Source organism: Aeromicrobium sp. SORGH_AS_0981, from assembly GCF_031453195.1.
Lineage (GTDB): Bacteria > Actinomycetota > Actinomycetes > Propionibacteriales > Nocardioidaceae > Aeromicrobium.
On sequence record NZ_JAVIZD010000001.1, the window covers coordinates 1,791,097 to 1,816,523 of the forward strand.

Genomic DNA, 25,427 nt, shown 5'->3' on the forward strand with positions numbered 1-25,427 from the left:
CCTCGTTGCCCCTTGACTGGGGGCGTCAGTCATGCGCACAAGTCCATCACGTGACACCCTTGCGAGCCTCTGGAAGGACCCCTCTTGGCCGCCTCGCGCACCGTCGCCGCACCTGCCCAGAACAACAGTGCCACCAACGCACCCCGCCGCATCTCCTTCGCCAAGATCTCCGAACCGCTCGAGGTTCCCGAGCTCCTGGCCCTGCAGACCGACAGCTTCGACTGGCTGATCGGCAGCGAGAAGTGGAAGGCCGAGGTCGAGGACGCCCTCGCTGCCGGCCGCACCGACGTCTCCACCAAGTCCGGCCTGGAGGAGATCTTCGAGGAGATCTCCCCGATCGAGGACTTCTCCGAGACGATGAGCCTGTCGTTCCGCGACCACCGCTTCGAGCCCCCGAAGTACTCGGTCGAGGACTGCAAGGACCGCGACGTCACCTACGCCGCGCCCCTATTCGTCACCGCCGAGTTCATGAACAACGAGACCGGCGAGATCAAGAGCCAGACGGTCTTCATGGGCGAGTTCCCGCTCATGACCCCCAAGGGCACCTTCGTCATCAACGGCACCGAGCGCGTCGTCGTCAGCCAGCTGGTCCGCAGCCCCGGCGTCTACTTCGAGCGCACGCCCGACAAGACGTCGGACAAGGACATCTACACGGCCAAGGTCATCCCCTCGCGCGGCGCGTGGCTGGAGTTCGAGGTCGACAAGCGTGACCTCGTCGGCGTCCGTCTGGACCGCAAGCGCAAGCAGAGCGTCACCGTCCTGCTCAAGGCGCTCGGCTTCACCGAGGCGCAGATCCTCGAGGAGTTCGGCCAGTACGAGTCCATCCGCCTGACCCTGGAGAAGGACAACGTCCAGACCCAGGACGAGGCGCTGCTCGACATCTACCGCAAGCTGCGTCCGGGCGAGCCGCCGTCGCGCGAGGCCGCCCAGAACCTGCTCGACAACTACTACTTCAACACGAAGCGGTACGACCTGGCCAAGGTCGGTCGTCACAAGGTCAACAAGAAGCTCGGCGCCGACGAGGCGTTCGACCAGCAGACGCTGACCATCGACGACGTCGTCGCCACCATCAAGTACGTCGTGGCTCTGCACGCCGGCGAGACCGAGCTGGAGATGCCCGCGGGCACCACCCTCGTCGAGGCCGACGACATCGACCACTTCGGCAACCGTCGCATCCGCACGGTCGGCGAGCTGATCCAGAACCAGCTGCGCACCGGCCTGGCGCGCATGGAGCGGGTCGTGCGTGAGCGCATGACGACGCAGGACGTCGAGGCCATCACGCCGCAGACGCTCATCAACATCCGTCCGGTCGTGGCGGCGCTGAAGGAGTTCTTCGGCACCAGCCAGCTGTCGCAGTTCATGGACCAGAACAACCCGCTCGCGGGTCTGACGCACAAGCGTCGCCTGAACGCGCTCGGCCCCGGTGGTCTGTCGCGTGAGCGCGCCGGCTACGAGGTCCGCGACGTGCACCCGTCGCACTACGGCCGCATGTGCCCGATCGAGACGCCTGAGGGTCCGAACATCGGTCTGATCGGCTCGCTCGCCTCCTACGGTCGCATCAACGCGTTCGGCTTCATCGAGTCGCCGTACCGCAAGGTCGTCGACGGCCGGGTCACCGAGCAGATCGACTACCTCACGGCCACCGACGAGGACCGGTTCATCGTCGCCCAGGCGAACTCGCCGCTCACCGAGGACGGCACGTTCGTCGACGACGCGGTGCTCGTGCGCCAGCGTGGTGGTGAGGCCGAGCTCCGCCCGGCCGCCGAGGTCGACTACATGGACGTCTCGCCGCGCCAGATGGTCTCGGTCGCGACCGCGCTCATCCCGTTCCTCGAGCACGACGACGCCAACCGCGCCCTCATGGGTGCCAACATGCAGCGCCAGGCGGTCCCGCTGGTGCGCAACGACGCCCCGCTCGTCGGCACCGGCATGGAGTTCCGCGCCGCCGTCGACGCCGGCGACGTCACCGTCGCCAAGAAGGCGGGTGTGGTCAAGGAGGTCTCGGCCGACCTGGTCGAGATCATGGAGGACGAGGGCACGTACACGACGTACCGCCTCGCCAAGTTCCGCCGCTCCAACCACGGCACCTGCACGAACCAGCGCCCCCTCGTCGCCGAGGGTCAGCGCGTCGAGGTCGGCACCCCGCTGGCCGACGGTCCGTGCACCGACGAGGGCGAGATGGCGCTGGGCACCAACCTGCTCGTCGCCTTCATGCCCTGGCAGGGCCACAACTACGAGGACGCGATCATCCTCAGCCAGCGTGTCGTGCAGGACGACCTGCTCACCTCGATCCACATCGAGGAGCACGAGGTCGACGCGCGCGACACCAAGCTGGGCCCGGAGGAGATCACCCGCGACATCCCGAACGTCAGCGAGGAGATGCTGGCCGACCTCGACGAGCGCGGCATCATCCGCATCGGCGCCGAGGTGGGCAACGGCGACATCCTCGTCGGCAAGGTGACGCCGAAGGGCGAGACCGAGCTGACGCCGGAGGAGCGCCTGCTGCGCGCCATCTTCGGTGAGAAGGCGCGCGAGGTCCGCGACACGTCGCTCAAGGTCCCGCACGGCGAGTCCGGCACCGTCATCGGCGTCCGCGTGTTCGACGCGGCCGACGGCGACGAGCTCAGCCCCGGCGTGAACCAGCTGGTCCGCGTCTACGTCGCCCAGAAGCGCAAGATCTCCGACGGTGACAAGCTCGCCGGCCGTCACGGCAACAAGGGCGTCATCTCCAAGATCCTGCCGATCGAGGACATGCCGTTCCTCGAGGACGGCACCGCCGTCGACATCGTGCTCAACCCGCTGGGCGTGCCCGGCCGCATGAACGTCGGCCAGGTGCTCGAGACCCACCTCGGGTGGGTGGCCAAGGCAGGCTGGGACATCGGCGACCTGAAGGACGAGTGGGCCGACCGCCTGCGCGCCATCGGTGCCGACCGCGCCCCGGCGAACTCCAACGTCGCGACGCCCGTCTTCGACGGTGCCCGCGAGGACGAGATCCAGGGCCTGCTGGCCTCGACGCTGCCCAACCGCGACGGCGACCGCATGGTCGGCCCCGACGGCAAGGCGGTCCTGTTCGACGGTCGTACCGGCGAGCAGTTCCCCCAGCCGATCAGCGTCGGCTACATGTACCTGCTGAAGCTGCACCACCTGGTCGACGACAAGATCCACGCCCGCTCGACCGGTCCGTACTCGATGATCACCCAGCAGCCGCTCGGCGGTAAGGCCCAGTTCGGTGGCCAGCGCTTCGGTGAGATGGAGGTCTGGGCCCTCGAGGCCTACGGTGCGGCGTACGCGCTGCAGGAGCTGCTGACGATCAAGTCCGACGACATCGTCGGGCGCGTCAAGGTCTACGAGGCGATCGTCAAGGGCGAGAACGTGCCCGAGCCGGGCATCCCCGAGTCCTTCAAGGTGCTCGTCAAGGAGATGCAGTCGCTGTGCCTCAACGTCGAGGTGCTGTCCAGCGACGGCTCCGCCGTCGAGATGCGCGACGCGGAGGAGGACCTCTTCCGCGCCGCCGAGGAGCTCGGCATCGACCTGTCGCGCCGCGAGCCCTCCAGCGTCGAAGAAGTGTGAGCCGGCGGGGCGCCGTCGCCACGACGGCGCCCCCACCCTCACTCCCCGCTCACCACTGAATTTCGAAAAGTAAGGGAAAGAAGACACCGTGCTCGACGTGAACTTCTTCGATCAGATCCGGATCGGTCTCGCGACCGCCGACGACATCCGCGGATGGTCCTACGGCGAGGTCAAGAAGCCGGAGACGATCAACTACCGCACGCTCAAGCCCGAGCGTGACGGCCTCTTCTGCGAGAAGATCTTCGGTCCCACCCGGGACTGGGAGTGCTACTGCGGCAAGTACAAGCGCGTGCGCTTCAAGGGCATCATCTGCGAGCGCTGCGGCGTCGAGGTGACCCGCTCCAAGGTGCGTCGCGAGCGCATGGGCCACATCGAGCTCGCCGCGCCGGTCACCCACATCTGGTACTTCAAGGGTGTCCCCAGCCGCCTCGGCTACCTGCTCGACCTCGCCCCGAAGGACCTCGAGAAGGTCATCTACTTCGCGGCGTACATGATCACGCACGTCGACGAGGAGGCGCGTCACCGCGACCTGTCCTCGCTCGAGTCGAAGATCGACCTCGAGGTCAAGCAGCTCGAGGCCCGTCGCGACGACGAGGTCAACCAGCGCCTGCAGAAGCTCGAGGAGGACCTCAAGGCCCTCGAGGACGAGGGTGCGAAGGCCGACGCCAAGCGCAAGGTCAAGGACGCCGCCGAGCGTGAGGCCAAGCAGCGTCGCGACCGCATCCAGCGCGAGATCGACCGGCTCACCGAGGTCTGGGACCGCTTCAAGAACCTCAAGGTCCAGGACCTCGAGGGCGACGAGATGCTCTACCGCGAGATGACGTACCGCTTCGGTGCGTACTTCGAGGGCTACATGGGCGCCGCTGCCATCCAGAAGCGTCTGCAGTCCTTCGACCTCGACGCCGAGGCGGAGTCGCTGCGCGAGATCATCGCCACCGGCAAGGGCCAGAAGAAGACCCGCGCCCTCAAGCGCCTCAAGGTCGTCTCGGCGTTCCTCGGCAGCAGCAACCACCCCGAGGGCATGGTCCTCGACGCCGTGCCGGTGATCCCGCCGGAGCTGCGTCCCATGGTCCAGCTCGACGGTGGCCGCTTCGCCACGTCGGACCTCAACGACCTGTACCGCCGCGTCATCAACCGCAACAACCGCCTCAAGCGACTGCTCGACCTCGGCGCGCCCGAGATCATCGTCAACAACGAGAAGCGGATGCTGCAGGAGGCCGTCGACTCGCTGTTCGACAACGGCCGTCGTGGTCGTCCCGTCACCGGCCCGGGCAACCGTCCGCTCAAGTCCATCTCGGACATGCTCAAGGGCAAGCAGGGTCGGTTCCGTCAGAACCTGCTCGGCAAGCGCGTCGACTACTCGGGCCGTTCGGTCATCGTCGTCGGCCCGCAGCTGAAGCTGCACCAGTGCGGTCTGCCCAAGCAGATGGCGATCGAGCTGTTCAAGCCGTTCGTCATGAAGCGTCTGGTCGACCTCAACCACGCCCAGAACATCAAGTCCGCCAAGCGGATGGTGGAGCGCGGCGTGCGCGCCGAGGTCTGGGACGTGCTCGAGGAGGTCATCACCGAGCACCCGGTGCTGCTGAACCGTGCACCCACCCTGCACCGTCTGGGCATCCAGGCGTTCGAGCCGCAGCTCATCGAGGGCAAGGCCATCCAGATCCACCCGCTCGTCTGCTCGGCCTTCAACGCCGACTTCGACGGTGACCAGATGGCCGTGCACCTGCCGCTGAGCGCCGAGGCGCAGGCCGAGGCCCGCATCCTCATGCTGAGCACGAACAACATCCTCAAGCCGTCCGACGGCCGTCCGGTCACCATGCCGACGCAGGACATGATCATCGGCCTGTACTTTCCTCACGCTCGAGCGTGAGGGGCACCCGGGCGAGGGTCGTGCGTTCAGCTCGGTCGCCGAGGCCGTCATGGCCTTCGACCGCAAGGAGATCACCCTCCAGAGCAAGGTGCGGATCCGCATCCCCGGCGCCGACGGTGTCGTCGCGTCGCGGGAGACCACCCTCGGTCGCGCGATCTTCAACCAGGCCCTGCCGGACGACTACGCGTACGTCAACTACCAGGTCGGCAAGAAGGAGCTCGGGGTCATCGTCAACGACCTCGCCGAGCGCTACTCCAAGATCGACGTGGGCGTCGCGCTCGACAACCTCAAGGAGACCGGTTTCCACTGGGCCACACGCTCGGGTGTCACCATCTCCATCGAGGACGTCGTCACGCCGGAGTCCAAGCAGGAGATCCTCACCAAGTACGAGGGTCAGGCGGCGAAGGTCCAGCAGCAGTTCGACCGCGGTCTCATCACCGAGGACGAGCGTCGTCAGGAGCTCATCGAGATCTGGACCCAGGCCACGGCCGAGGTGTCCGGCGAGATGGAGAAGAAGTTCACCGCGAACGCCGACAACCCGATCTGGATGATGGTCCACTCGGGTGCGCGAGGCAACATGATGCAGGTCCGTCAGATCGCGGCCATGCGTGGTCTCGTGGCGAACCCGAAGGGCGAGATCATCCCGCGCCCGATCAAGGCCAACTTCCGTGAGGGCCTGAGCGTCGTCGAGTACTTCATCGCGACGCACGGTGCCCGCAAGGGTCTGGCCGACACCGCCCTGCGCACCGCCGACTCCGGCTACCTGACGCGTCGACTCGTCGACGTCAGCCAGGACGTCATCATCCGCGAGGAGGACTGCGGCACCGAGCGTGGTCTGCCGAAGGTCATCGCGACCCGCCTGGACGACGGCACGTTCGTGCCGGCGGAGAACGTCGAGACCTCGGCGTACTCGCGCAGCGCGGCCACCGACATCACCCACCCGGAGACGGGTGAGGTGCTGGTGGAGGCCGGCGGCGACCTCGGCGACGTCGAGATCGGCCAGCTCGTGACCGCCGGCGTGGAGACCATCCGCGTCCGCACGGTCCTCACCTGCGAGGCGGCGGCCGGTACGTGCGCCAAGTGCTACGGCCGCTCGTTGGCCACCGGCAAGCTCGTCGACATCGGCGAGGCGGTCGGCACCATCGCCGCCCAGTCGATCGGTGAGCCCGGCACCCAGCTGACGATGCGTACCTTCCACACCGGTGGTGTGGCCGGTGACGACATCACGCACGGTCTGCCGCGCGTGGTCGAGCTCTTCGAGGCTCGTCAGCCCAAGGGTCGTGCGCCGATCACCGAGTCCGCCGGTCGCGTCGCGATCGACGACACGGACAAGACGCGCAAGCTCGTCGTCACCCCCGACGACGGCTCGGAGGTGCAGGAGTACCCCGTCAGCAAGCGTTCGCGCCTGCTCGTCGAGGACGGCTCGCACGTCGAGGTCGGCCAGCAGCTCACCCACGGAACGCCGGACCCGCAGGAGGTCCTGCGCATCCTCGGTGTCCGTCGGGCGCAGGAGCACCTCGTGGACGAGGTCCAGGAGGTCTACCGCAGCCAGGGCGTGGCGATCCACGACAAGCACATCGAGATCATCGTGCGGCAGATGCTGCGTCGGGTCACGGTCATCGAGCAGGGTGACTCCCACCTGATCCCCGGTGACCTCGCGGACCGGGCGACGTTCGAGTCGGAGAACCGACGCGTCGTCGCCGAGGGCGGCACCCCCGCCTCGGGCCGTCCGGTGCTCATGGGCATCACGAAGGCCTCGCTGGCCGTCGAGTCGTGGCTGTCGGCCGCCTCCTTCCAGGAGACGACCCGCGTCCTCACCGACGCCGCCATCCACGGCAAGTCGGACTCGCTGCGCGGTCTGAAGGAGAACATCATCATCGGCAAGCTCATCCCGGCGGGTACCGGTCTCGACCGGTACCGCAACATCCGGGTCGAGCCCACCGAGGAGGCCCGCCAGGCCGCCTACGCCGTCACGGGCTACGAGTCCTACGACTACGGCTTCGGCTCGCCCGACGGCCCCGCCGTCCAGCTGGAGGACTACGACTTCACGTCGTACGAGCCCTGACGGACTGAACGCACGACGGCCCCTGACCTGCTGGTCCGGGGCCGTCGTCGTGTATGGGTGCGGTCGTCGTGACGTCGCCGGTGCGCTGCCGCAGGGGATCTGGGGTTGCCGGTGCGCTGCCGCGGCTGGCGCGGGGGTGGTCTCCGCAAGGGCCTCGACCGGGCGGCCGGGCGGGCCCGTGGGCTGGGTCCTCGGGCTGTGGCCTTCGGTGGACACAAGAACCTGCCTTCGTGCGCTGGGACGTCAAGGATGCTGAGATTGGTACGGGCTCCCGTCGTGAACGCAGAAGCGTTCGGGCTTCAGCGCACGGAGGAAGAGTCGTGGGTGCGGCCGGGGGTGGGGTGGGCAGTGCTTCTCCCTTCTCGTGGCACGTGCCACGAGAAGGGAGAAGCACTGCCCCGTCCGCCCGCTCAGCGGTGGATCTACCACTTCTCCGGGCGCTCAGAAGGTGGCAGATCCACCGATGGGACGCGCAACGCAGAACCTCGCGTGAGACGAGCGCCGGACGCGGCGGCAGACGACCTCAGGCGGTGGGGGCGGGCGCCTTCGACGACTCCGTCTTGGGCTCGGGGTCGGGGCGGAACAGCCAGCGGAGGCGGGGCTCGAAGACGGGGCGGAAGACGGTGGCGACCAGCTGCGTCATGAGCAGGTTCGCGACGACGGTGGCCACGACCATGGTCAGCATCACGGCGGGCGCGCCGTACTTCTCGAGGGAGTCGAACACGCCGAACTGGTAGCGCAGCAGCAGGATCACGTAGCCGTGCAGCAGGTAGCAGTAGAACGTGCGACCGCCGAGGCGGGTCGTCCAGGACCGGCGGCGGGGGACGAGCGAGAGTGCGGCGAAGGTCAGCACCAGGCCGATGACGAGCAGCTCGGCGCGCTGCGTGATGCCCTCCAGGGGCGAGGCGCCGAGCGGGTCCTCGTCGTAGCGCTGCTTCCACAGCAGCCAGTCGAGCGTCCAGTTCGCCGAGTAGAGGTAGCAGATGACGAAGCTGCCGGCGAGCAGCAGCGCCGAGCCGACCCGGATGCGCGGGTCCGCGAGGCGCTCGAAGCGCTCGCGGCTCATGTGCAGGCCGATCACGTAGAACGGCAGGAAGCCGAGGATCTTCGGCAGCGCCAGCACGTTCGGCACCTCGATGAGACCGACCAGCAGCGAGATCGCGATCGACGTCGTGATCGGGTAGCGCAGCGCACGCCAGATCGGGGTGGTCAGCCGCCACACGAACAGCGCCGCCATGAACCAGCCCAGCCACTGCGGCGACAGGAACTTGTACGGCTCCGGCTCGCCCGTGTAGTGACGGGTGATCATCTGCATCGAGATCTCGATGATGAGGTACGGGACCACCAGGGTGCTGACGATGCGGCGCACCTGCCGCGCGTCGCCCATGTAGCGCCGAGCCGTGTAGCCGGAGATCAGGATGAAGAACGGCATGTGGAACGCGTAGATCCACACGTACACGCCCCGCGCCGAGTCCATCGCCACGAACTGCGTGAGGGAGTGCCCGATCACGACGAGCAGCATCACCCAGTACCGTGCGTTGTCGAGATAGGCCACACGCTCCTTCGGGGCGGCGGTCGTCACGGGCAGCGGGTCGAGGGCACTCATCGTCCACCGACTCTAGTGGAGCGCACCGAAGGGAGCCCGATGAACGAGCACCGCGAGACGCGCCGCACGCAGCGGCTCGGCGCGTACGGCGTCGTCGTCGCCGACGACGAGACCGGCGCGCCACGGCTGCTCCTCACCCGCATCTCCCCGTCCGGCTACCCGGCGGGCTGGTGGGCGCTGCCGGGCGGTGGCGTCGACCACGGCGAGTCGCCGCACGACGCCGTCGTGCGCGAGGTGCACGAGGAGACGGGGCTGACGGTGCTGGAGAAGCGCCTCGTCGACGTCCACCACGTGCACACCGTGGCGCCGGGCCGCGACGACCGCTTCGAGGACTACCACGGCGTCCACCTGCTCTACGCGGTCCGCGTCGCCGGTGTGGAGCCGGGAGCGCCGCTGCCCACCCCGCACGTCGTGGAGGTCGACGGGACCACCGACGTGGCCACCTGGCTGCCGCTCGACCAGGTCGACGACGGCGCGCGGCAGCTCCTCCCGGCCGTGCAGCACGCGCTGGTGCACCTCGCCGACTACCGCTGACGCGGGATCAGGAGCGCGGCGGCGTGTAGAACAGCATCGCGTAGCTGCCCCGCGCCGACAGCACGAAGGTCGCGCGGGCCACACCGCCGTCCTTGCCGCGGGCGGTGTAGGTCGTGCTGATCTCGTTGAGGTCCTCGACGACGTCCTTGGTCGGCGTACCGACGCTCGAGGCGAAGTCCTCCGCGATCGCGTCGGCCTCGCGCACGCGGTCGGCGACGACTGCGGCGAACCGGGGCCGCTCGCCGCTGAGCAGCAGGGTGCCGGTGGCTGGCACCCGCCACCGACCGTCGAGCAGGGGCGAGTCCCGCGGCGCGGACACGTCCATGCTCGGCCAGATCAGCCCCGACGTGTCCTTGCCCTCGACGTCGCGCGGCACCTGCGCCGTGGACGCCCGCGGCTCGAGCTGGCCGCTGCGCGGGTCGCCCACGTACTGGGCGCGCACCGTCATGACGGGCCGCTTCTTCGCCGCCGGGTAGCCCGTGCGGGTCGTGACGTCGCCGGGGTCGGCCGTGATCGTGATGCGGATGTCGCGCTGGTCGGCGGTCTTGCCCTCGGCGTCGACCGTGCAGCCCGTGATCCGACGGTCCTGCGACTGGCAGTACGTGGAGAGGTCGTCCTCGTCGAGCTTGGCGTCGGGGATGACGGCGTTCACCTGGGCGATCAGACGGCGCAGCACCTGCGTGGGTGAGCCGTCGACGCGCAGCAGCGAGATCGTGACGTCGGGGCGCGGGGCGTCGTCGATGAGCGAGAAGGTGTCGTCGCTGGGGCGGGTGGCCGGCGTCGTGGTCTCGGTGGGGGTCGGCTCGACGCCCTCGGGCAGCTCGCCGTCCTCCTCGCCCGACTGCTGCGCCGCCTTCGCGGCGTCGAGCTCGGGCTGGAACGCCTCGATCAGCGCAGCGCTGCGGTACCGCACCAGCGGCCCGAGCTGCGTCGCGCCCGACGGGACCTCGAGCCCGTAGATGATGGGGCTCTGCGGACCCGACTCGTGCTCGGTGACGTCGGCGTCCGACGCGCCGGCCGCCGAGGAGGAGGCGCCAGCGCTGGGCCGCGGATCGGCCTGGGTGCGCGTCTCGCAGGCACCCAGCGCGAGCACGCCGACGAGCAGGAGCGGGGTCGCGATCCGTCTCATGGGTCTCCTCGGGGAGGTCGTGCGGTCCCCGGGCCGGGGTGGTCGGTCGACCGGGCCGGGCGGACCGATCGGCCCCATCCTGCCGCAGCCGGACAAGGTCGTGCGGCACCGGGCGCGGTAGGTTGCGAGCACCGGACGGTCCGACGGGGCGAGGAGGCGCGGCGATGGCGGGACGGACGACGGCTGCCGAGCGCGTCTTCGCCCGACTGCGCGAGGACATCCTGACCGGCCGCCTCGAGCCGGGGTCGCAGCACTCGATCTACCGGCTGGCCGAGGAGCTCGGCACGTCGCGCACGCCCGTCCGCGAGGCGGTGCTGCGCCTCGCCGACGCCGGTCTGGTCGCCGTCGAGCGCAACCGCGGGGTGCGCGTGCGGGGCGTGACCGTGCAGGACGTGCTCGAGGTCTTCGAGCTGCGCCTGCTGCTCGAGGTGCCCGCCACCGCGTACGCCGCCCTGCACGCCGACGCATCACAGCGCGAGGAGCTGCGCGCCCTCCTGCGGGCCATGGCGGCCGACGCGGCCGCCGACGACGAGCGGGCCTTCGAGGAGCACGACCGGGCGCTCCACGCCGTGCTGCACGCGGCGAGCGGCAACTCTCGGCTGGGCGAGGAGGTGCTCGCCCTGCGTGCGTCGATCCAGGCGCGCGGCGCGGTCACCCTGCACCGCTCCCGCGGTGCCCACGAGATCCTCGAGGAGCACGAGCCGATCGTGCAGGCCGTGCTCGACGAGGACGCCGGCCGGGCGGCTGCGCTCATGCGCGAGCACCTCCAGCACACCGCGGAGCTGCTGGCGCGCCAGCTCGACCCCGCCGTCGACCTCGACGCCTGGCGCTCCCGAGCGCAGGCGCTCACCGCCAGTAGCATGCTACTGTCGTCGATGTCCTCGACACGTCTGGAACCGAGCTGACAGGAGCGGCATGTCCGGCTTCGCCCCCCACCACCCCGAGACCGTCTTCACCTACGGCGCCCCGCGCCTGAAGCTCGGTGTCGGCGCCCGGCACGAGCTCGGGCACGACCTCGCCGAGCTCGGCGCCCGCCGCGTCCTGCTCGTCACCGACGCCGGCGTCGCCGCGACCGGCCGACCGGCGGAGATCGCCGAGCGTCTGGCCGCCGACGGCCTCGACGTCGTCGTCTTCGACGGTGCCCGGGTCGAGCCCACCGACGGCAGCCTCGAGGACGCGGTCGCCTTCGCCCGCGACGCCGGCCCCGTCGACGCCGTCCTGGCCGTCGGCGGCGGCAGCAGCATCGACACCGCCAAGGCCGTCGCGCTCCTGCTCACCAACGACGGCGACCTGATGGACTACGTCAACGCGCCGGTCGGGAAGGGGCGTGCCCCGAGCCGGCCGCTCCTGCCGCTCGTCGCCGTGCCCACCACCACGGGGACCGGCAGCGAGAGCACGACCATCTGCGTGCTCGACGTCGTCGACCAGCACGTGAAGACCGGCATCTCGCACCCGCGGCTGCGCCCGGTGCTGGCCGTCGTCGACCCCGAGCTGACGCTCACCCAGCCCGCGTCGGTGACGGCCGCCTCGGGCCTGGACATCCTGTGCCACGCGCTCGAGAGCTACACCGCGCGCCCCTACACGTCGTACGAGGCCAAGCAGGCCGGCGAGCGGGTGCCCTACTGCGGCTCGAACCCGATCTCCGACGTCTGGTCCGAGCGCGCGCTCGCGCTCATGGCCGGCTCGTTCCGTCGCGCGGTCAGCCACGGTGACGACCTCGACGCGCGCACCGAGGTGGCCACGGCCGCCACGTTCGCCGGCCTGGGCTTCGGCAACGCGGGCGTGCACATCCCGCACGCCAACGCCTACCCGATCGCCGGCCAGGTGCGGGAGTTCCGGCCCGAGGGCTACCCGGGCGACGACGGCGCCTCCGGGCACGCGGGGCTCGTGCCGCACGGCATGGCCGTCTCGCTCACCGCGCCCGCCGCCTTCCGGTTCACCTTCGAGGCCGCACCCGAGCGCCACGTGCGCGCCGCGCGCCTGCTCGACCCCGACGCGAGCATGCCCGCGGACCCCGCCGACCTGCTCCCGCAGGTGCTCACCGCGATCATGCGCGACGTCGGCATCCCCGCCGGCCTCTCCGCCGTCGGCTTCGGCAGCAACGACCTCGACCCGCTCGTCGACGGCGCCATGAAGCAGCAGCGGCTCCTCGCCACCGCGCCCCGCGACGTCACCGAGGACGACGTCGCCGGCATCCTCGACGCCTCGCTCGAGCTGTGGTGAGCGTCGACACGGTCGGCCCCGACGTCGCCGCATCCCCGGCCGACGTCGTCGCCGAGCTCCGCCGCCGCGAGGTCGTCGACGTCGACGACTCCAGCACCACCCGCGCGCTCTACAGCACCGACGCGTCGCTCTACCGCGTCGTGCCGCAGGTCGTGGTCCGGCCACGGTCGGTCGAGGAGGTGCTCGCCGTCCTCGACGCGTCGCGCGCCACCGGGGTGCCCGTCACCTCACGCGGCGCCGGCACCTCCATCGCCGGCAACGCGGTCGGTACGGGCATCGTCGTCGACTTCGCCAAGCACCTGAACCGCGTGCACGAGGTCGACGTCGAGCGGCGCGTCGCGCGGGTCGACCCCGGCATCGTGCACGCCGCGCTGCAGAAGGTCGCCGCGCCGCAGGGGCTGCGCTTCGGCCCCGACCCGTCGACGCACACCCGCTGCACGGTCGGCGGCATGATCGGCAACAACGCCTGCGGCAACCGCGCCCTGGGGTACGGCCGCAGCTCCGACAACGTCGCGGCGCTCGACGTCGTCACCGGCACGGGGGAGCGGCTGACGATCGGACGCGACCTCGCCACGACGTCGCCGACGCTCGACCGGCTGCGCGACGTCGTCGCCGGCGACCTGGCGACCGTCCGCACCGAGCTCGGCCGCTTCGGCCGCCAGGTGTCGGGCTACAGCCTCGAGCACCTGCTCCCCGAGCGCGGCTTCGACGTCGCCTCGTTCATGGCCGGCACCGAGGGCACGCTGGGCGTCCTCCTCGGCGCCACCGTCGACCTCGTGCAGACCCCGCGGCACGTGCACCTCGTGGTGCTCGGCTACGGCTCGATGGCCGAGGCCGGCGACGACGTGCCCACGATGCTCCCGCACGGCCCGATCGCGTGCGAGGGCCTCGGCGCGCGGATCGTCGAGGTGTACCGCGCCGCCAAGGGTGCTGCCGGCGTGCCCGAGTACCCACGCGGCGGCGGCTTCCTCTACGTCGAGCTCGCGGGCGACGACCCCGCCGAGCTGGCGGCCCAGGCCGAGCGCGTCGTCGCGGACTCCGCGTCGCTGTCGCACCGGCACGTGACGTCGGTGGCCGAGCAGGCCGCGTTCTGGCGGATCCGCGAGGAGGGCGCCGGCCTGGCGTCGCGCATCTGGGACCGACCGGCCCTCTCCGGCTGGGAGGACGCGGCCGTGCCGCCCGAGCGGGTCGGGCAGTACCTGCGCGACTTCGACGCCCTGCTCCAGCAGCACGGCCTGAACGGTGAGCCGTACGGCCACCTCGGCGACGGCTGCGTGCACGTGCGGATCGACTTCCCGCTGTCGGAGCCCGGTGGGAAGGCCGGGTACCGCGCCTTCATCGAGGACGCCGCCCGCCTCGCCGCCTCGCACGGCGGCTCGTTCTCCGGCGAGCACGGCGACGGTCGCGCCCGGTCGGAGCTGCTGCCGCTGATGTACTCCGAGCAGGCCGTCGCGCTCTTCCGGGGCGTCAAGCACGTCCTCGACCCCGACAACCTGCTCAACCCCGGCGTGCTCGTCGACCCCGATCCCATCGACGGGTCGCTGCGCACCCAGGGTCGCGGCTGGGCGCCCGGCCTGCAGGGGTCGCGCCGCGGCCTGCGGCTGCTGCACGACGACGGCGACCTCGGCGCGGCCGTGCACCGGTGCACGGGCGTCGGCAAGTGCCTCGCCGACAACAAGGCGTCGCACGGCGTCATGTGTCCCTCGTTCCAGGCTACGCGGGACGAGAAGGACTCCACGCGCGGGCGCGCGCGGGTGCTCCAGGAGATGGTCGACGGGCGGCTGGTGACCGGCGGCTACCGCGCGCCGGAGGTGCACGAGGCGCTCGACCTCTGCCTGTCCTGCAAGGGCTGCCTCAACGACTGCCCGACGGGCATCGACATGGCGACCTACAAGTCCGAGGTGCTGCACCAGACCTACCGAGGTCGCGTGCGGCCGCGCAGCCACTACGTCCTCGGGAAGCTGCCGTTCTGGGCGCGGCTGACGTCGCCCGTCGCGGCGCTCGCGAACCTGGCGCTGCGCGTGCCGGGGCTCGCCCACGTCGCGCGCTGGGTGGCGGGCGTCGACCAGCGTCGCAGCCTGCCGTCGTTCGCGACGCGTCGGTTCAGCCGGGCCGCCCGGCCGGCCCTCGAGGCGTCCGCGGCGCGCACGGACCGGCCCCGGGTCGCGATCTGGGCGGACTCGTTCACGGAGTACTTCTCGACGTCGGGCGGCCACGCCGCGGTGCGGTTGCTCGAGTCGGCCGGGTACCGGGTCGAGGTCGTCCAGAAGCAGGCGTGCTGCGGACTCACGTGGATCACGACGGGACAGCTCGACACCGCCCGCTCGCTCGTCGAGCGCACCGTCGGGGTGCTGCACGAGTACGTCGCCGACGGGGTGCCGGTCGTCGGCCTCGAGCCGTCGTGCCTCGCGGTGCTGCGCTCCGACGCCGTGGAGCTCACCGACGACCCGCGCGCGGCCGAGGTCGCGCAGGGGGTCTTCACGCTCGCGGAGCTGCTCGCGCGGACCGAGGGCTGGCAGGCCCCCGACCTCAGCGGCACGGAGGTGGTCGTGCAGCCGCACTGCCACCAGTCGTCGGTGCTCGGCTTCGCGGCCGACCTCGACGTCCTCGGCCGTACCGGCGCGACCGTCACCCGGCTCTCCGGCTGCTGTGGGCTCGCCGGCAACTTCGGCGTCGAGCGCGGCCACTACGAGGTGTCCGTCGCGGTCGCCGAGCAGCAGCTCATGCCGGCGGTCCGCGCCATGGGCGAGGGCGCCGTCGTCCTCGCCGACGGCTTCTCGTGCCGCACCCAGCTCGACGACCTCGCCGACGTCCCGGCCCTCCACCTCGCGGAGCTCCTCGCGCCGGGGGAGTAGGGGGTCCGCTCGTCCTGCGGCTGCCGTCGGGATCTCGCTGCTGCGCGCTGCCGCAGGGGGTCTCGTCGTGCTGGTGCGCTGGCTTAGGGGGTCTGGGCTTGCCGCTGCGCTGCCTCGGCTTTCGTCGGGGGTGGTCTCCGCAAGGGCCTCGACCGGGCGGCTGGCGGCCGCGCTGGGTGGGGTTCTCGGGCTGTGGCCCGCGTAGGACGCAGAGATCTGCGTTCGTGGTCGGAGCGCCGAGGATGCTGCGTTTGCTCCGGGATCGCGGCGTGAACGCAGGAGCGTTCGACCTCGAACGCACGAAGGAAGAATCGTGGGTGACCTTGGGGTGGGGTGGGCAGCGCTTCTCCCTTCTCGTGGACCGTGCCACGAGAAGGGAGAAGCACTGCCACCCCTGCCCCGCCCAGCGGTTGATCCACCACCCTTCGAGCCCCGGGAAGGGTGGCAGATCCACCGCCAACGGCGATTCGGTGGCAGAACTACCGCTCAGGGGGCGAGAACGCAGAGTCGTGCGTCCACTCCGGGCGCGACCCGCAGCCTGAGACCCCGGACCAGCGCGCCTGCCAGCCGCCCGGTCGAGGCCCTTGCGGAGCGCAGGACGACTCGAAGCCGCGCCGACGCAGCCCCACCTCGAGTCGAAGCCGCACAGACGCAGCCCCACGTCGACTCCCACCCGCACCGACGCAGCCGCAGGTCGACGAGAAGCCGCGCCAGCGCAGCCGCAGGTCGACGAGAAGCCGCGTCGACGCAGCCCCACCTCGAGTCGAAGCACCGACGCAGCCGCAGGTCGAGACAGAAGCCGCGTCGACGCACTCCCCGGCACGGTGCGTAGGGTTCACGGCATGACGAACTTGCTGGGTGAGCCGCCGGAGACGTTCCTTCCCGAGGACCCGGGCGCGCAGGAGCTGGCGTCGGGCACGTCGGCGCGGACCGTGGCCTCGGAGCACCCCGACTCGGTGCTGGCGTGGGCGCTGCTGGCGCAGGAGGCCCTCGACGGGGGCGACGACCTGGAGGGCTACGCGTTCGCGCGCACGGCCTACCACCGCTCGCTCGACGCGCTGCGCCGCAACGGCTGGAAGGGCTTCGGGCCCGTGCCGTGGTCGCACGCGCCGAACCAGGGGTTCCTGCGCTCCCTCGCGGCGCTCGCGACCGGCTCCGAGCGGCTCGGCGACGATGCCGAGGCGCACCGCTGCCGCGAGTTCCTGCACGAGTCGAGCCCCGAGGCGTACGCGCAGCTCGTCTGAGCTGCTCGGGTCAGACCACCGGCGCGGTCAGTCCTCCAGCGGCGGGGGCGCGTCGGCGGGGGCGCGCAGCCTCAGCCGACCCGGCTCGACCACCCAGTGGTGCCGGGGGCTCGCGTCGCAGATCTCGCCGTCGAGGTTGGCCTGCAGCGCCTCGCCCTGCACCACGACCTCCCGACCCTTGAGGTAGACGACGTCGTCGCGCATCGGGTGGCGGCCGCGACGCAGGCGGTACGCGTACCCGAGACGCTTCCACCGGGCGTGCGCCCACACGACCGCGACGTCGAGGCTCCCGTCGAACGGGTCCGCTGCAGGGAGCAGCGGTGCGCCGCCCCCGACGTAGCGTCCGTTGCCGACGGCCACCTGGATGAGCCGGCGGGGAGAGTCGATGCGCTGCCCGTCGACGTGCACGGTGGCGTGGAAGCCCTTGCCGACCACGCCCGTGATCGCCGCGCCGATGGCGTATCCGACGGGGCCGAACGCCTTCTTCCACGGCGTCGCCTTCACGTTGGCCTCGGCGCCCAGACCCACGTGCGCGGCGTTGACCACCAGCCGGTCCTGACCGTCGCGGATCACGTCCGCAGACCGGGCCACGCAGTCGACGGCCTGACGTGCCGCCTCGACCGGGTCGTCGCTCAGGCCGAGGGTGCGCACGAAGTCGTTGCCGGTGCCGAGCGGGACGATCGCCACCTCGACGTCGTCGAAGAGGTCGAGGTCGTCGACCGCCGTGACGACGGCGTGGATGCTGCCGTCGCCACCGACCGCGACCACGACGCCGCCGCGTGCCGCGGACACCGCGTCCTGCAAGTCGTCGCGGTCCTCGGTGCGGCGCACCTCCAGCGGGGCGTGCGCGCGCAGCACGTCGAGTGCCTCCTCGAGGCGCGGGTCGTCGCTGCTGCCCGCCTGGGCGTTCACCACCGCCACCCACGGCCTGCTGTCGCTCATGGCGCTCCCTCTGCGTGCGGCCCCGAGTCCACCGCCGACGACGGTGCCACTGCGAGCCTAGGGCCCGGACGCTCCGGACGCACCGTCGTGGCCGTCGTGCATTGGCCCGAGGGGCGTCCGGCCCGATACGATGCGGCTGTCAGGCCCCGGACGCCCGGGGCTTGTCGCCTGTTCACCGCACAGCACGAACCAACCTCGAGGGGTGCATCGCATGCCCGCAGTCGTCATCGTCGGAGCCCAGTGGGGAGACGAGGGCAAGGGCAAGGCCACCGACCTGCTCGGCAGCCGCGTCGACTACGTCGTCAAGTTCAACGGCGGCAACAACGCCGGTCACACCGTCGTCATCGGCGACGAGAAGTACGCCCTGCACCTGCTGCCGAGCGGCATCCTCAGCCCCGGCTGCACGCCGATCATCGGCAACGGGGTCGTCATCGACCTGGACGTCCTGTTCGAGGAGATCGACGCGCTCGAGGCGCGCGGCATCGACACGAGCAAGCTGCGCGTGAGCGCCAACGCGCACCTCATCGCCGACTACAACCGCACCCTCGACAAGGTGACCGAGCGGTTCCTCGGCAGCCGCAAGATCGGCACCACCGGCCGAGGCATCGGACCGACCTACGCCGACAAGATGAACCGGCTCGGCGTGCGCGTGCAGGACCTCTTCGACGAGAAGATCCTGCGGGCCAAGGTCGAGGGCGCGCTCGAGCTGAAGAACCAGATGCTGACCAAGGTCTACAACCGTCGTGCGGTCAGCGTCGACGAGATCGTCGACCAGCTGCTCGTGCACGCCGAGCGGCTGCGCCCCATGGTCGCCGACACCGCCCTCGTGCTGCACGAGGCGCTCGACCGCGACGAGACGGTGCTGCTGGAGGCCGGCCAGGCCACGCTGCTCGACGTCGACCACGGCACCTACCCGTTCGTGACGTCGTCGTCGGCCACGACCGGTGGCGCGTGCACCGGCTCGGGCATCCCGCCGACGCGCATCACCCGCGTCATCGGCATCGTCAAGGCCTACGCCACGCGGGTGGGTGAGGGTCCGTTCCCGACCGAGCTCTTCGACGAGCACGGCGAGCGCCTGCGCACCAACGGCGGCGAGTTCGGCACCACGACCGGTCGCCCGCGCCGCTGCGGCTGGTACGACGCCCCCGTCGCGCGCTACGCGGCCCGCATCAACGGCGTCACCGACTTCGTGCTCACCAAGCTCGACGTGCTCACCGGCTGGGACCGCATCCCGGTCTGCGTGGCGTACGACGTCGACGGCGAGCGGGTCGACGAGATGCCCACCACGCAGACCGGCTTCCACCACGCGAAGCCGATCTACGAGTTCTTCGAGGGCTGGAGCGAGGACATCTCCGGCGCCCGCACCATGGACGACCTTCCGGCCGCGGCCCAGGCGTACGTCAGGGCCATCGAGAAGATGTCCGGCGCCCGCATCTCCGCGGTGGGCGTCGGCCCTGACCGCGAGGAGACCGTGGTCCTGCACGACCTGCTCTGACCCGGGGCCCGCCTCGGCGGTGGCCGGGCGTCGGTCGTCCGCCCCACCGGCGGCTCGGCACGTCGTCCCGGCGCCGTCCTGTGGATAGGGTGGGCGACCAGCTCAGCCGTGTCAGGCCCCGGGGGAGGACGTCGTCGTGAAGACCATCACGCGCACGATCGACAAGCGGCGGTGGTGGGGGCCGGTGGAGTTCGAGGTCTCGACCGAGCGGACCATGGCTCTTCTGCCCGACGGGGTGCAGGTGGAGCTGTGGTGTCCCTTGTGGCAGGAGGGCGGCCGGTTGCACGAGGTGGTCGCGTCGCTGAAGAAGGGGCTGCCGGTGCTGGTGGACGGCGAGCCGCGGGTCGTCCTGCGTCAGCCGGAGCGGAAGGTGTGGCGCCGGCGGGACCGCAAGATCATCCTCGAGGGTGACCCCGACCTGGTTCCTCCAGGGGTGTTCCTGAGGGCACGGTGGCAACAGGGGGTGGGACTTGAGACCAGCACCCAGCTAGGCGCAGCGCGAGACAGCCGGATGATCAGGCCGCCGGTCGACCTCGGGATCGGGTTTCCGTGGTACCCGAACCGGGTCGACAGGTCCCTCGACCCGGTGCTGATCGCGGTCTGGAGTGTCGCCGCCAACCGTCTCATCGAGGCCATGCACATCCTCTGACCTCGTGACGTCCCGCAGCGGTCCTGCGGACAGGGTCCAGGTGGACGGACGACCGGGTCCGGTCCCGATCTGCCGCGTCGCTCTTGCCAACGGGCCGCGCGATGCCTTGAGTGATGGACGAGGAGCGTCGACCGTGAACGGGGGCATCGATGGGCAGCGAGGACATCGGCATCGACCGGGGGGCGGTCAGCGCCGTCACGGGCGCTTTGACGGATGCGGGCGGGAGCTTCGACCAGATCGGCCGGACCCTGCCAGCCGTCGTGGACGCGGGGCTCGCGACCGAGGTGGTGGCGAGCATGCTGGCCACGCTCGGCGGGTGCGGCGCGCGGCTCGTCGGTGCGAACGCGTCCTTGGTGCTCACCGGTGAGCAGTGCATCGCCACGTACACCGGCGCCGACGTGGCGGCGGCGGAGCGCTTCCTCGTGACAGGAGGGCACCCGGATGCCCCGTGAGACGAGGATCGACGGAGAGCCGGGTCAGGTCCGGGCCGCAGCCACCTGGCTGCGCACCTCGATGGCCACGGAGGCGTCCACCTTCGCCGACGCCGTCTACGCACAGCGGTCGCGCACGGCCTCGGCGTGGTGGTCGGGGGCGGGTGACGTCTTCGCCCGCGAGGTCGGACGCGTCGGCGACGCGGCCGACCAGGTGTCGCGGACGGCGCTGACGTGCGCTGGCGAGCTGGACGTGCTCGCCACGGCGCTCGAGAGCTCGCGCGAGGAGATGGCGCGCGCCCGCGCGACTGCAACGGCCGGCGGGCTCGTGGTGAGCGGCACGGTGATCCACGACCCCGGGCCACCCCCACCCGACGTCCCGGCGCTGCCGGGTGATGCCACTCCAGACCAGCGGGCGGCTCACGCCGACGGCATCGCCGCGATCGACGCCTACGACGCGACGGTGGCGGCGTGGAACGAGGCGGTCGGCATCGCCGATGACGCTGACCGTCAGTGGCAGGCGGCGGTCGAGCAGCTGGGGGGTGCCTGGCAGCAGGCGGCCGGGCAGCTGGAGGCCCCGTTCGCCGTCCTGTTCGCCGGTGGTGCCGGCCAGGGCGAGACGAGTGCGTTCGGCCAGGCGGTGCAGCAGCTCCTCAGCAGCCAGTTCCTCAACATCTTCGGCCTCAACGACGGCTTCCCGATCATCCCGTTGGGCGTGGCGGCAGGGAAGATGCTCAGAATGGGGCGGATACTCCTCCCCGGTCGTTACGGCCGTACCGTGCTACCCATCTTTCAGACTGGTCTTGTTGGCAGAACGCTGTTGAAGAATCTCGAGACCAAGCCGGGGAGGGTGGGCGCGGCTGCCGCATGGTTGAAGAGCCCGGCGGGCGAGCTGCTCACTCGCCGCGTGGGGATCGCCGGCGGTGGGCTGGGCACTGTCATAGGGGCTTACGACCTGTACCAGCAGGGCAACCCGGTCGACGCCTTCGAGCGCGAGGGCGCCGGATACGTCGCCGACGTCGCCTCCACCGCCTTCTCGGCCTCCACGACCGCCTTCCTGGTGGCTCCCAACCCGGTCACCGGTGCCCTCGCTGTCGGGACGGGCGTGGTGTGGGCCGGCGCGGAGGTGGTGGACCACTGGGACGACATCACCGCATGGTCGTCCGACACGTGGGACGCGGCGACCGACACCGTCGACGACCTCACCGACGGTGCGGCCGACTTCGTCGCGGATCGCGTGGACGACCTGAAGAACACCGCCGGGGACGTCAAGGACTCGATCACCTCGCTCGGCGGGCTGCTCCGATGACGCGGTGGGAGCCGGAGACGCTCACCCTCACCGTCGACCACGCCCATCTCGTCGAGCTGGCCCGTCTCCACCGCGGCCTCGACCCCCTCGAGGGTGCATCGTCGGCACTGGTCGAGGCCGGGCTGGTCGGGCCGGACGGTGTGGACGAGCTCGCCGGGACTCTTGCTGCTGTGGCCGTCGGCCCGCTACGTGCCAGCGTGGTGGAGCGGTTCGACGGCGCCGCGTTGCGGCCGCTGTTCGTCGGTTGGGTCCCTGACGGCGACGCCTTCGTGGCCGGTCCAGACGCCGAGGGTCGTGTGGCCGTCACCGGCACCCGGCTGCGCGACGTGCCTGACCTCCTCGCCCGGTGGACCGGCCTCGACACCGCCGTCGACGTCGAGGGACGCATCCCCATGCAGACCACGACGTCCTTGGTGGATGCCCTCGTGTCCGGTGGTGAGGTCGCGGAGGGCAAGGCCGAGGGGCTCGAGGGCCTCGTCGCCGCCTGGCGCTCCGGCTGGCGGGCCACCGGTAACTGGGGCGACGCCGAAGCCGACGTCGGCCTCACGGTCGTCGACGCCGGCGACCGGGGGCTGTGGCGTGTGGTCCACGGCGGACGGCGCGACGTCGAGGAGGTCGACGTGGCTCTCGTCCCGGTCACGGTCGCCGTCGTGCTGGCCGGGCTCGGAGATGTGGTGACCGGCCGTCGCAGCCCGCCACGTGGAGGGAGTAGTCGATGACTCCGACCGCCTCCTGCTGCACGCACATAGGGGCCCGTGACGGTACCCCCACCCCGCCGAGGGGCCGTCATCGCTTGGAATGTCGGTCCGTGGTCGCGCTCGAACGCCCGGTTCAACGCCCCTGCTCACCTACGCTGGCTCCACGCCGACTGGAAGGCTCCTGCCGATGAAGCCACGCGTCCTCCGTCTCTACCGTCGCGCCGACTGGGGGCCGCTCGAGCTTCACGTCTCCGACGAGCGCACGGTGGCGCGCGTGCCGGGATCCGCCGACGTGGTCATCGATGTGCCCACGGCGCACGGGACGGCGCGGAAGGAGACTCTGGACCAGCTGCGTGAGGGGCTGCCGGTGCTGGTCGGTGGGGACGAGCGCATCACTCTCCGTCAGCCTGAGCGCTCGGCCCGCAGGCGCTCGTGTCGTCGGATCTTGGTCGAGGGCGACCCGAAACTCGTCGCCCCCGGTCTCTTCCTGCGTGCCCGCTGGTGGGGATCGATGGGACTCGAGACCGACCCCTCGATCGGTGCCGAGCAGGCGCAGCGCCTGGTACGCCCTCGCCCGGACCTGCTCAATGCGCCGTTCCTCTGGGGCGCGAGCCTCGCCGTGCCGGCGGTGGACCCCGCGGTGTCGCCCGAACTCCTCGCGCTCTGGGGCGCGGCCGAGTGGCACCTGATCGCAGCCGTGCACCTCTGATCTCGGCCACGCCGGGCGATAGGGTCGGGCAGCGTGAAGACTCTGGTGATCGGTACCGGCGGCCGCGAGCACGCCCTGGCCCTGGCCCTGTCCCGCGACCCGCAGGTCACCGAGGTGCACGCGGCGCCCGGCAACCCGGGCATCGCCGACGTCGCGACGCTGCACGACGTCGACCCGCTCGACGGTGACGCCGTCGCCGCGCTGGCCACGTCCATCGGAGCCGACCTCGTGGTCATCGGCCCGGAGGCTCCGCTCGTCGCCGGGGTCGCCGACGCCGTGCGCGACGCCGGGATCGCCTGCTTCGGGCCGAGCCGCGCCGCCGCGCAGCTCGAGGGCTCGAAGGCCTTCGCGAAGCAGGTGATGGCCGCCGCCGAGGTGCCCACCGCCATGGCGCACGTGTGCGAGACCGCCGAGGAGGTGGCCGCGGCGCTCGACGCCTTCGGTCCGCCCTACGTCGTCAAGGACGACGCGCTCGCCGCGGGCAAGGGCGTCGTCGTCACCGAGGACCGTCAGGAGGCCGTCGACCACGCGGCCGGCTGCGACCGGGTGGTCATCGAGGAGTTCCTCGACGGCCCGGAGGTGTCGCTGTTCGCCATCACCGACGGCGAGACCGTCCTGCCGCTGCAGCCCGCGCAGGACTTCAAGCGCGCCCTCGACGGCGACGCCGGACCCAACACCGGCGGCATGGGCGCCTACACGCCCCTCACCTGGGCGCCCGACGACCTGGTCGCCGACGTGACCCGCCGCGTGCTCGTGCCGACGGTGCAGGAGATGGCGCGCCGCGGCACGCCGTTCCAGGGCCTGCTCTACGCAGGTCTCGCCCTCACGTCGCGAGGGGTGCGCGTCGTCGAGTTCAACGCCCGCTTCGGAGACCCCGAGACGCAGGCGATCCTGGCCCTCCTGCGCACGCCGCTCGCGTCGCTGCTGCACGGGGCCGCGACCGGCACGCTCGACGCCGTCGGGCTGCCCGCATGGCACGACGGCACCGCCGTGACGGTGGTCATGTCCTCAGCCGGCTACCCGGCGTCGTCGCGGTCGGGCGACGTGATCCTCGGCGTCGGCGCCGCGAACGCGATCGAGGGCGTCGACGTCATCCACTCCGGCACCGCCGTCGACGACGGCGTCGAGGGTGGGGGCCGGCTCGTGACGAACGGCGGACGCGTGCTGGCGGTCACCGCCGTCGGCGAGGACCTCGAGCACGCCCGCGACCGGGCCTACGCCGGGGTCGACGCGATCTCCTTCGACGGGGCCCAGTTCCGCGGCGACATCGCGCTGGCGGCGCAGCGAGGGGAGATCGAGGTCTGATGTCGGGGTCGGGGCAGCGTCGAGGGTTCTGGTCGCGGCTGCGTGGCCGCAGCCCGCAGCCGGCCGCCTCGACCGCGCCGGCGCCGGCGGGAGGGCTCAACGACCAGCCGCCCGGCCTGGTCCTGCCGTCGTCGCTGCGCCTGCCCGCCGACGTCGAGGAGGCGCTGCGCGATCTGCTGTGGCAGGACGTGGTCCTGGGTCGGACCGAGGTCGAGGACCTGCTCGAGCTGCGCGAGGACGAGCTCGACGAGCTCGACGTCACCCCCGAGCAGGCCACCGAGGCCTTCCGGCACCTGGTGCGGGCCCGGCGCGAGCAGCAGGCGGCGTGGCCCGGCGACGTCACCCGCACCCCCCTCAGGGCCGCGTTCGACGACCTCGAGACCGCCGGCGTGCTGGCCCGACCCGACTTCACCTGCTGCGCCACCTGCGCGTCCGACGAGATCGGCGCCGAGCGCGACGACTCCCGCCGCTGGCGCGGCTACGTCTACTTCCACCAGCAGGACACCGAGACGCTGCTGGAGACCCGGCAGACCTACCTCGGCTACGGCGTCTTCCTCAGCGCGCACCTGCCGCGCGACGCGTGGGACGCGCTCGACTCCGCTCAGCAGGACGCCACCTACGCCGACCTCGTCACCACGCTCGTGCGCGACGACGTGCTGCCGGTGCTCGAGCGGCACGGTGTCCGCGCGTCGTGGGACGGCGACACCGGCACGCGGATCCTCCTCGAGGACGTCGACCACTACGTCGCCGTCTGACCCGGACGGCCGTCCGCCCACGGTGGACCGGGTGGGAT

The 25,427-nt window shown here is 71.3% G+C and carries 17 protein-coding genes and 1 pseudogene; 15 read left to right on the plus strand and 3 right to left on the minus strand.

Annotated features, from left to right (window positions below; translation table 11 throughout):
- The first annotated feature begins 84 nt into the window (after nucleotides 1-84).
- Nucleotides 85-3,570 (plus strand): DNA-directed RNA polymerase subunit beta, encoded by a 3,486-nt coding sequence (rpoB, locus tag QE370_RS09190; RefSeq protein ID WP_309634168.1) that lies wholly within the window; start codon nucleotides 85-87, stop codon nucleotides 3,568-3,570.
- A gap of 88 nt (nucleotides 3,571-3,658) precedes the next feature.
- A pseudogene (locus tag QE370_RS09195) lies at nucleotides 3,659-7,505 on the plus strand (DNA-directed RNA polymerase subunit beta').
- 523 nt (nucleotides 7,506-8,028) lie between these two features.
- Here the strand turns inward: QE370_RS09195 and QE370_RS09200 are convergent.
- Complete coding sequence (locus tag QE370_RS09200) at nucleotides 8,029-9,111, minus strand: acyltransferase family protein (RefSeq protein ID WP_309634169.1); 1,083 nt, start codon at nucleotides 9,109-9,111, stop codon at nucleotides 8,029-8,031.
- A 39-nt stretch (nucleotides 9,112-9,150) separates the two neighbouring features.
- Between QE370_RS09200 and QE370_RS09205 the strand changes: the two genes are divergently transcribed.
- The gene (locus QE370_RS09205) at nucleotides 9,151-9,645 is read left to right on the plus strand and encodes an NUDIX domain-containing protein (RefSeq protein WP_309634170.1); all 495 of its coding nucleotides are present in this window, start codon (nucleotides 9,151-9,153) and stop codon (nucleotides 9,643-9,645) included.
- Nucleotides 9,646-9,652: 7 nt separating this feature from the next.
- Here the strand turns inward: QE370_RS09205 and QE370_RS09210 are convergent, their stop codons facing one another.
- Entirely contained in the window at nucleotides 9,653-10,774 is a 1,122-nt protein-coding gene (locus tag QE370_RS09210) for a hypothetical protein (protein WP_253024105.1), read from the minus strand.
- Between the two features lie 164 nt (nucleotides 10,775-10,938).
- Between QE370_RS09210 and QE370_RS09215 the strand changes: the two genes are divergently transcribed.
- From QE370_RS09215 to QE370_RS09230, 4 genes are all read left to right on the plus strand, one after another.
- Nucleotides 10,939-11,679, plus strand: a complete 741-nt coding sequence (locus tag QE370_RS09215; RefSeq protein WP_309634171.1) for a GntR family transcriptional regulator — start codon at nucleotides 10,939-10,941, stop codon at nucleotides 11,677-11,679.
- A 10-nt stretch (nucleotides 11,680-11,689) separates the two neighbouring features.
- Complete coding sequence (locus QE370_RS09220) at nucleotides 11,690-12,997, plus strand: hydroxyacid-oxoacid transhydrogenase (RefSeq protein WP_309634172.1); 1,308 nt, start codon at nucleotides 11,690-11,692, stop codon at nucleotides 12,995-12,997.
- Nucleotides 12,994-15,852 (plus strand): FAD-linked oxidase C-terminal domain-containing protein, encoded by a 2,859-nt coding sequence (locus tag QE370_RS09225; RefSeq protein WP_309634173.1) that lies wholly within the window; start codon nucleotides 12,994-12,996, stop codon nucleotides 15,850-15,852. The genes QE370_RS09220 and QE370_RS09225 overlap by 4 nt, the downstream gene beginning before the upstream one ends.
- Before the next feature lie 842 nt (nucleotides 15,853-16,694).
- Nucleotides 16,695-17,096 carry a DUF3151 domain-containing protein gene (locus QE370_RS09230; RefSeq protein ID WP_309634174.1) on the plus strand — a complete coding sequence of 134 codons (402 nt, stop codon included), beginning with the start codon at nucleotides 16,695-16,697 and terminating at the stop codon, nucleotides 17,094-17,096.
- 27 nt (nucleotides 17,097-17,123) lie between these two features.
- Here the strand turns inward: QE370_RS09230 and QE370_RS09235 are convergent, their stop codons facing one another.
- A complete protein-coding gene (locus tag QE370_RS09235) occupies nucleotides 17,124-18,038 on the minus strand; it encodes a diacylglycerol kinase family protein (RefSeq protein WP_309634175.1) in 915 nt (304 codons plus the stop codon).
- A 211-nt stretch (nucleotides 18,039-18,249) separates the two neighbouring features.
- Between QE370_RS09235 and QE370_RS09240 the strand changes: the two genes are divergently transcribed.
- The 8 genes from QE370_RS09240 to QE370_RS09275 all read left to right on the plus strand — a co-directional run bounded on the left by QE370_RS09240 (nucleotide 18,250) and on the right by QE370_RS09275 (nucleotide 25,389).
- Nucleotides 18,250-19,533, plus strand: coding sequence for an adenylosuccinate synthase (locus QE370_RS09240; protein ID WP_253024094.1), 1,284 nt, complete (start codon nucleotides 18,250-18,252; stop codon nucleotides 19,531-19,533).
- 136 nt (nucleotides 19,534-19,669) lie between these two features.
- Nucleotides 19,670-20,182, plus strand: coding sequence for a hypothetical protein (locus tag QE370_RS09245; protein ID WP_309634176.1), 513 nt, complete (start codon nucleotides 19,670-19,672; stop codon nucleotides 20,180-20,182).
- A gap of 149 nt (nucleotides 20,183-20,331) precedes the next feature.
- Nucleotides 20,332-20,634 (plus strand): hypothetical protein, encoded by a 303-nt coding sequence (locus QE370_RS09250; protein WP_309634177.1) that lies wholly within the window; start codon nucleotides 20,332-20,334, stop codon nucleotides 20,632-20,634.
- A 232-nt stretch (nucleotides 20,635-20,866) separates the two neighbouring features.
- Nucleotides 20,867-21,922 (plus strand): hypothetical protein, encoded by a 1,056-nt coding sequence (locus QE370_RS09255; RefSeq protein WP_309634178.1) that lies wholly within the window; start codon nucleotides 20,867-20,869, stop codon nucleotides 21,920-21,922.
- Nucleotides 21,919-22,641 (plus strand): hypothetical protein, encoded by a 723-nt coding sequence (locus QE370_RS09260; protein ID WP_309634179.1) that lies wholly within the window; start codon nucleotides 21,919-21,921, stop codon nucleotides 22,639-22,641. Before QE370_RS09255 ends, QE370_RS09260 begins: the two co-directional genes overlap by 4 nt.
- Nucleotides 22,642-22,807: 166 nt before the next feature.
- Nucleotides 22,808-23,329 (plus strand): hypothetical protein, encoded by a 522-nt coding sequence (locus QE370_RS09265; RefSeq protein ID WP_309634180.1) that lies wholly within the window; start codon nucleotides 22,808-22,810, stop codon nucleotides 23,327-23,329.
- A 33-nt stretch (nucleotides 23,330-23,362) separates the two neighbouring features.
- Complete coding sequence (purD, locus tag QE370_RS09270; RefSeq protein WP_253024093.1) at nucleotides 23,363-24,634, plus strand: phosphoribosylamine--glycine ligase; 1,272 nt, start codon at nucleotides 23,363-23,365, stop codon at nucleotides 24,632-24,634.
- Nucleotides 24,634-25,389 (plus strand): DUF6891 domain-containing protein, encoded by a 756-nt coding sequence (locus QE370_RS09275; RefSeq protein ID WP_309634181.1) that lies wholly within the window; start codon nucleotides 24,634-24,636, stop codon nucleotides 25,387-25,389. The genes purD and QE370_RS09275 overlap by 1 nt, the downstream gene beginning before the upstream one ends.
- The last annotated feature ends 38 nt before the right edge of the window (nucleotides 25,390-25,427 follow it).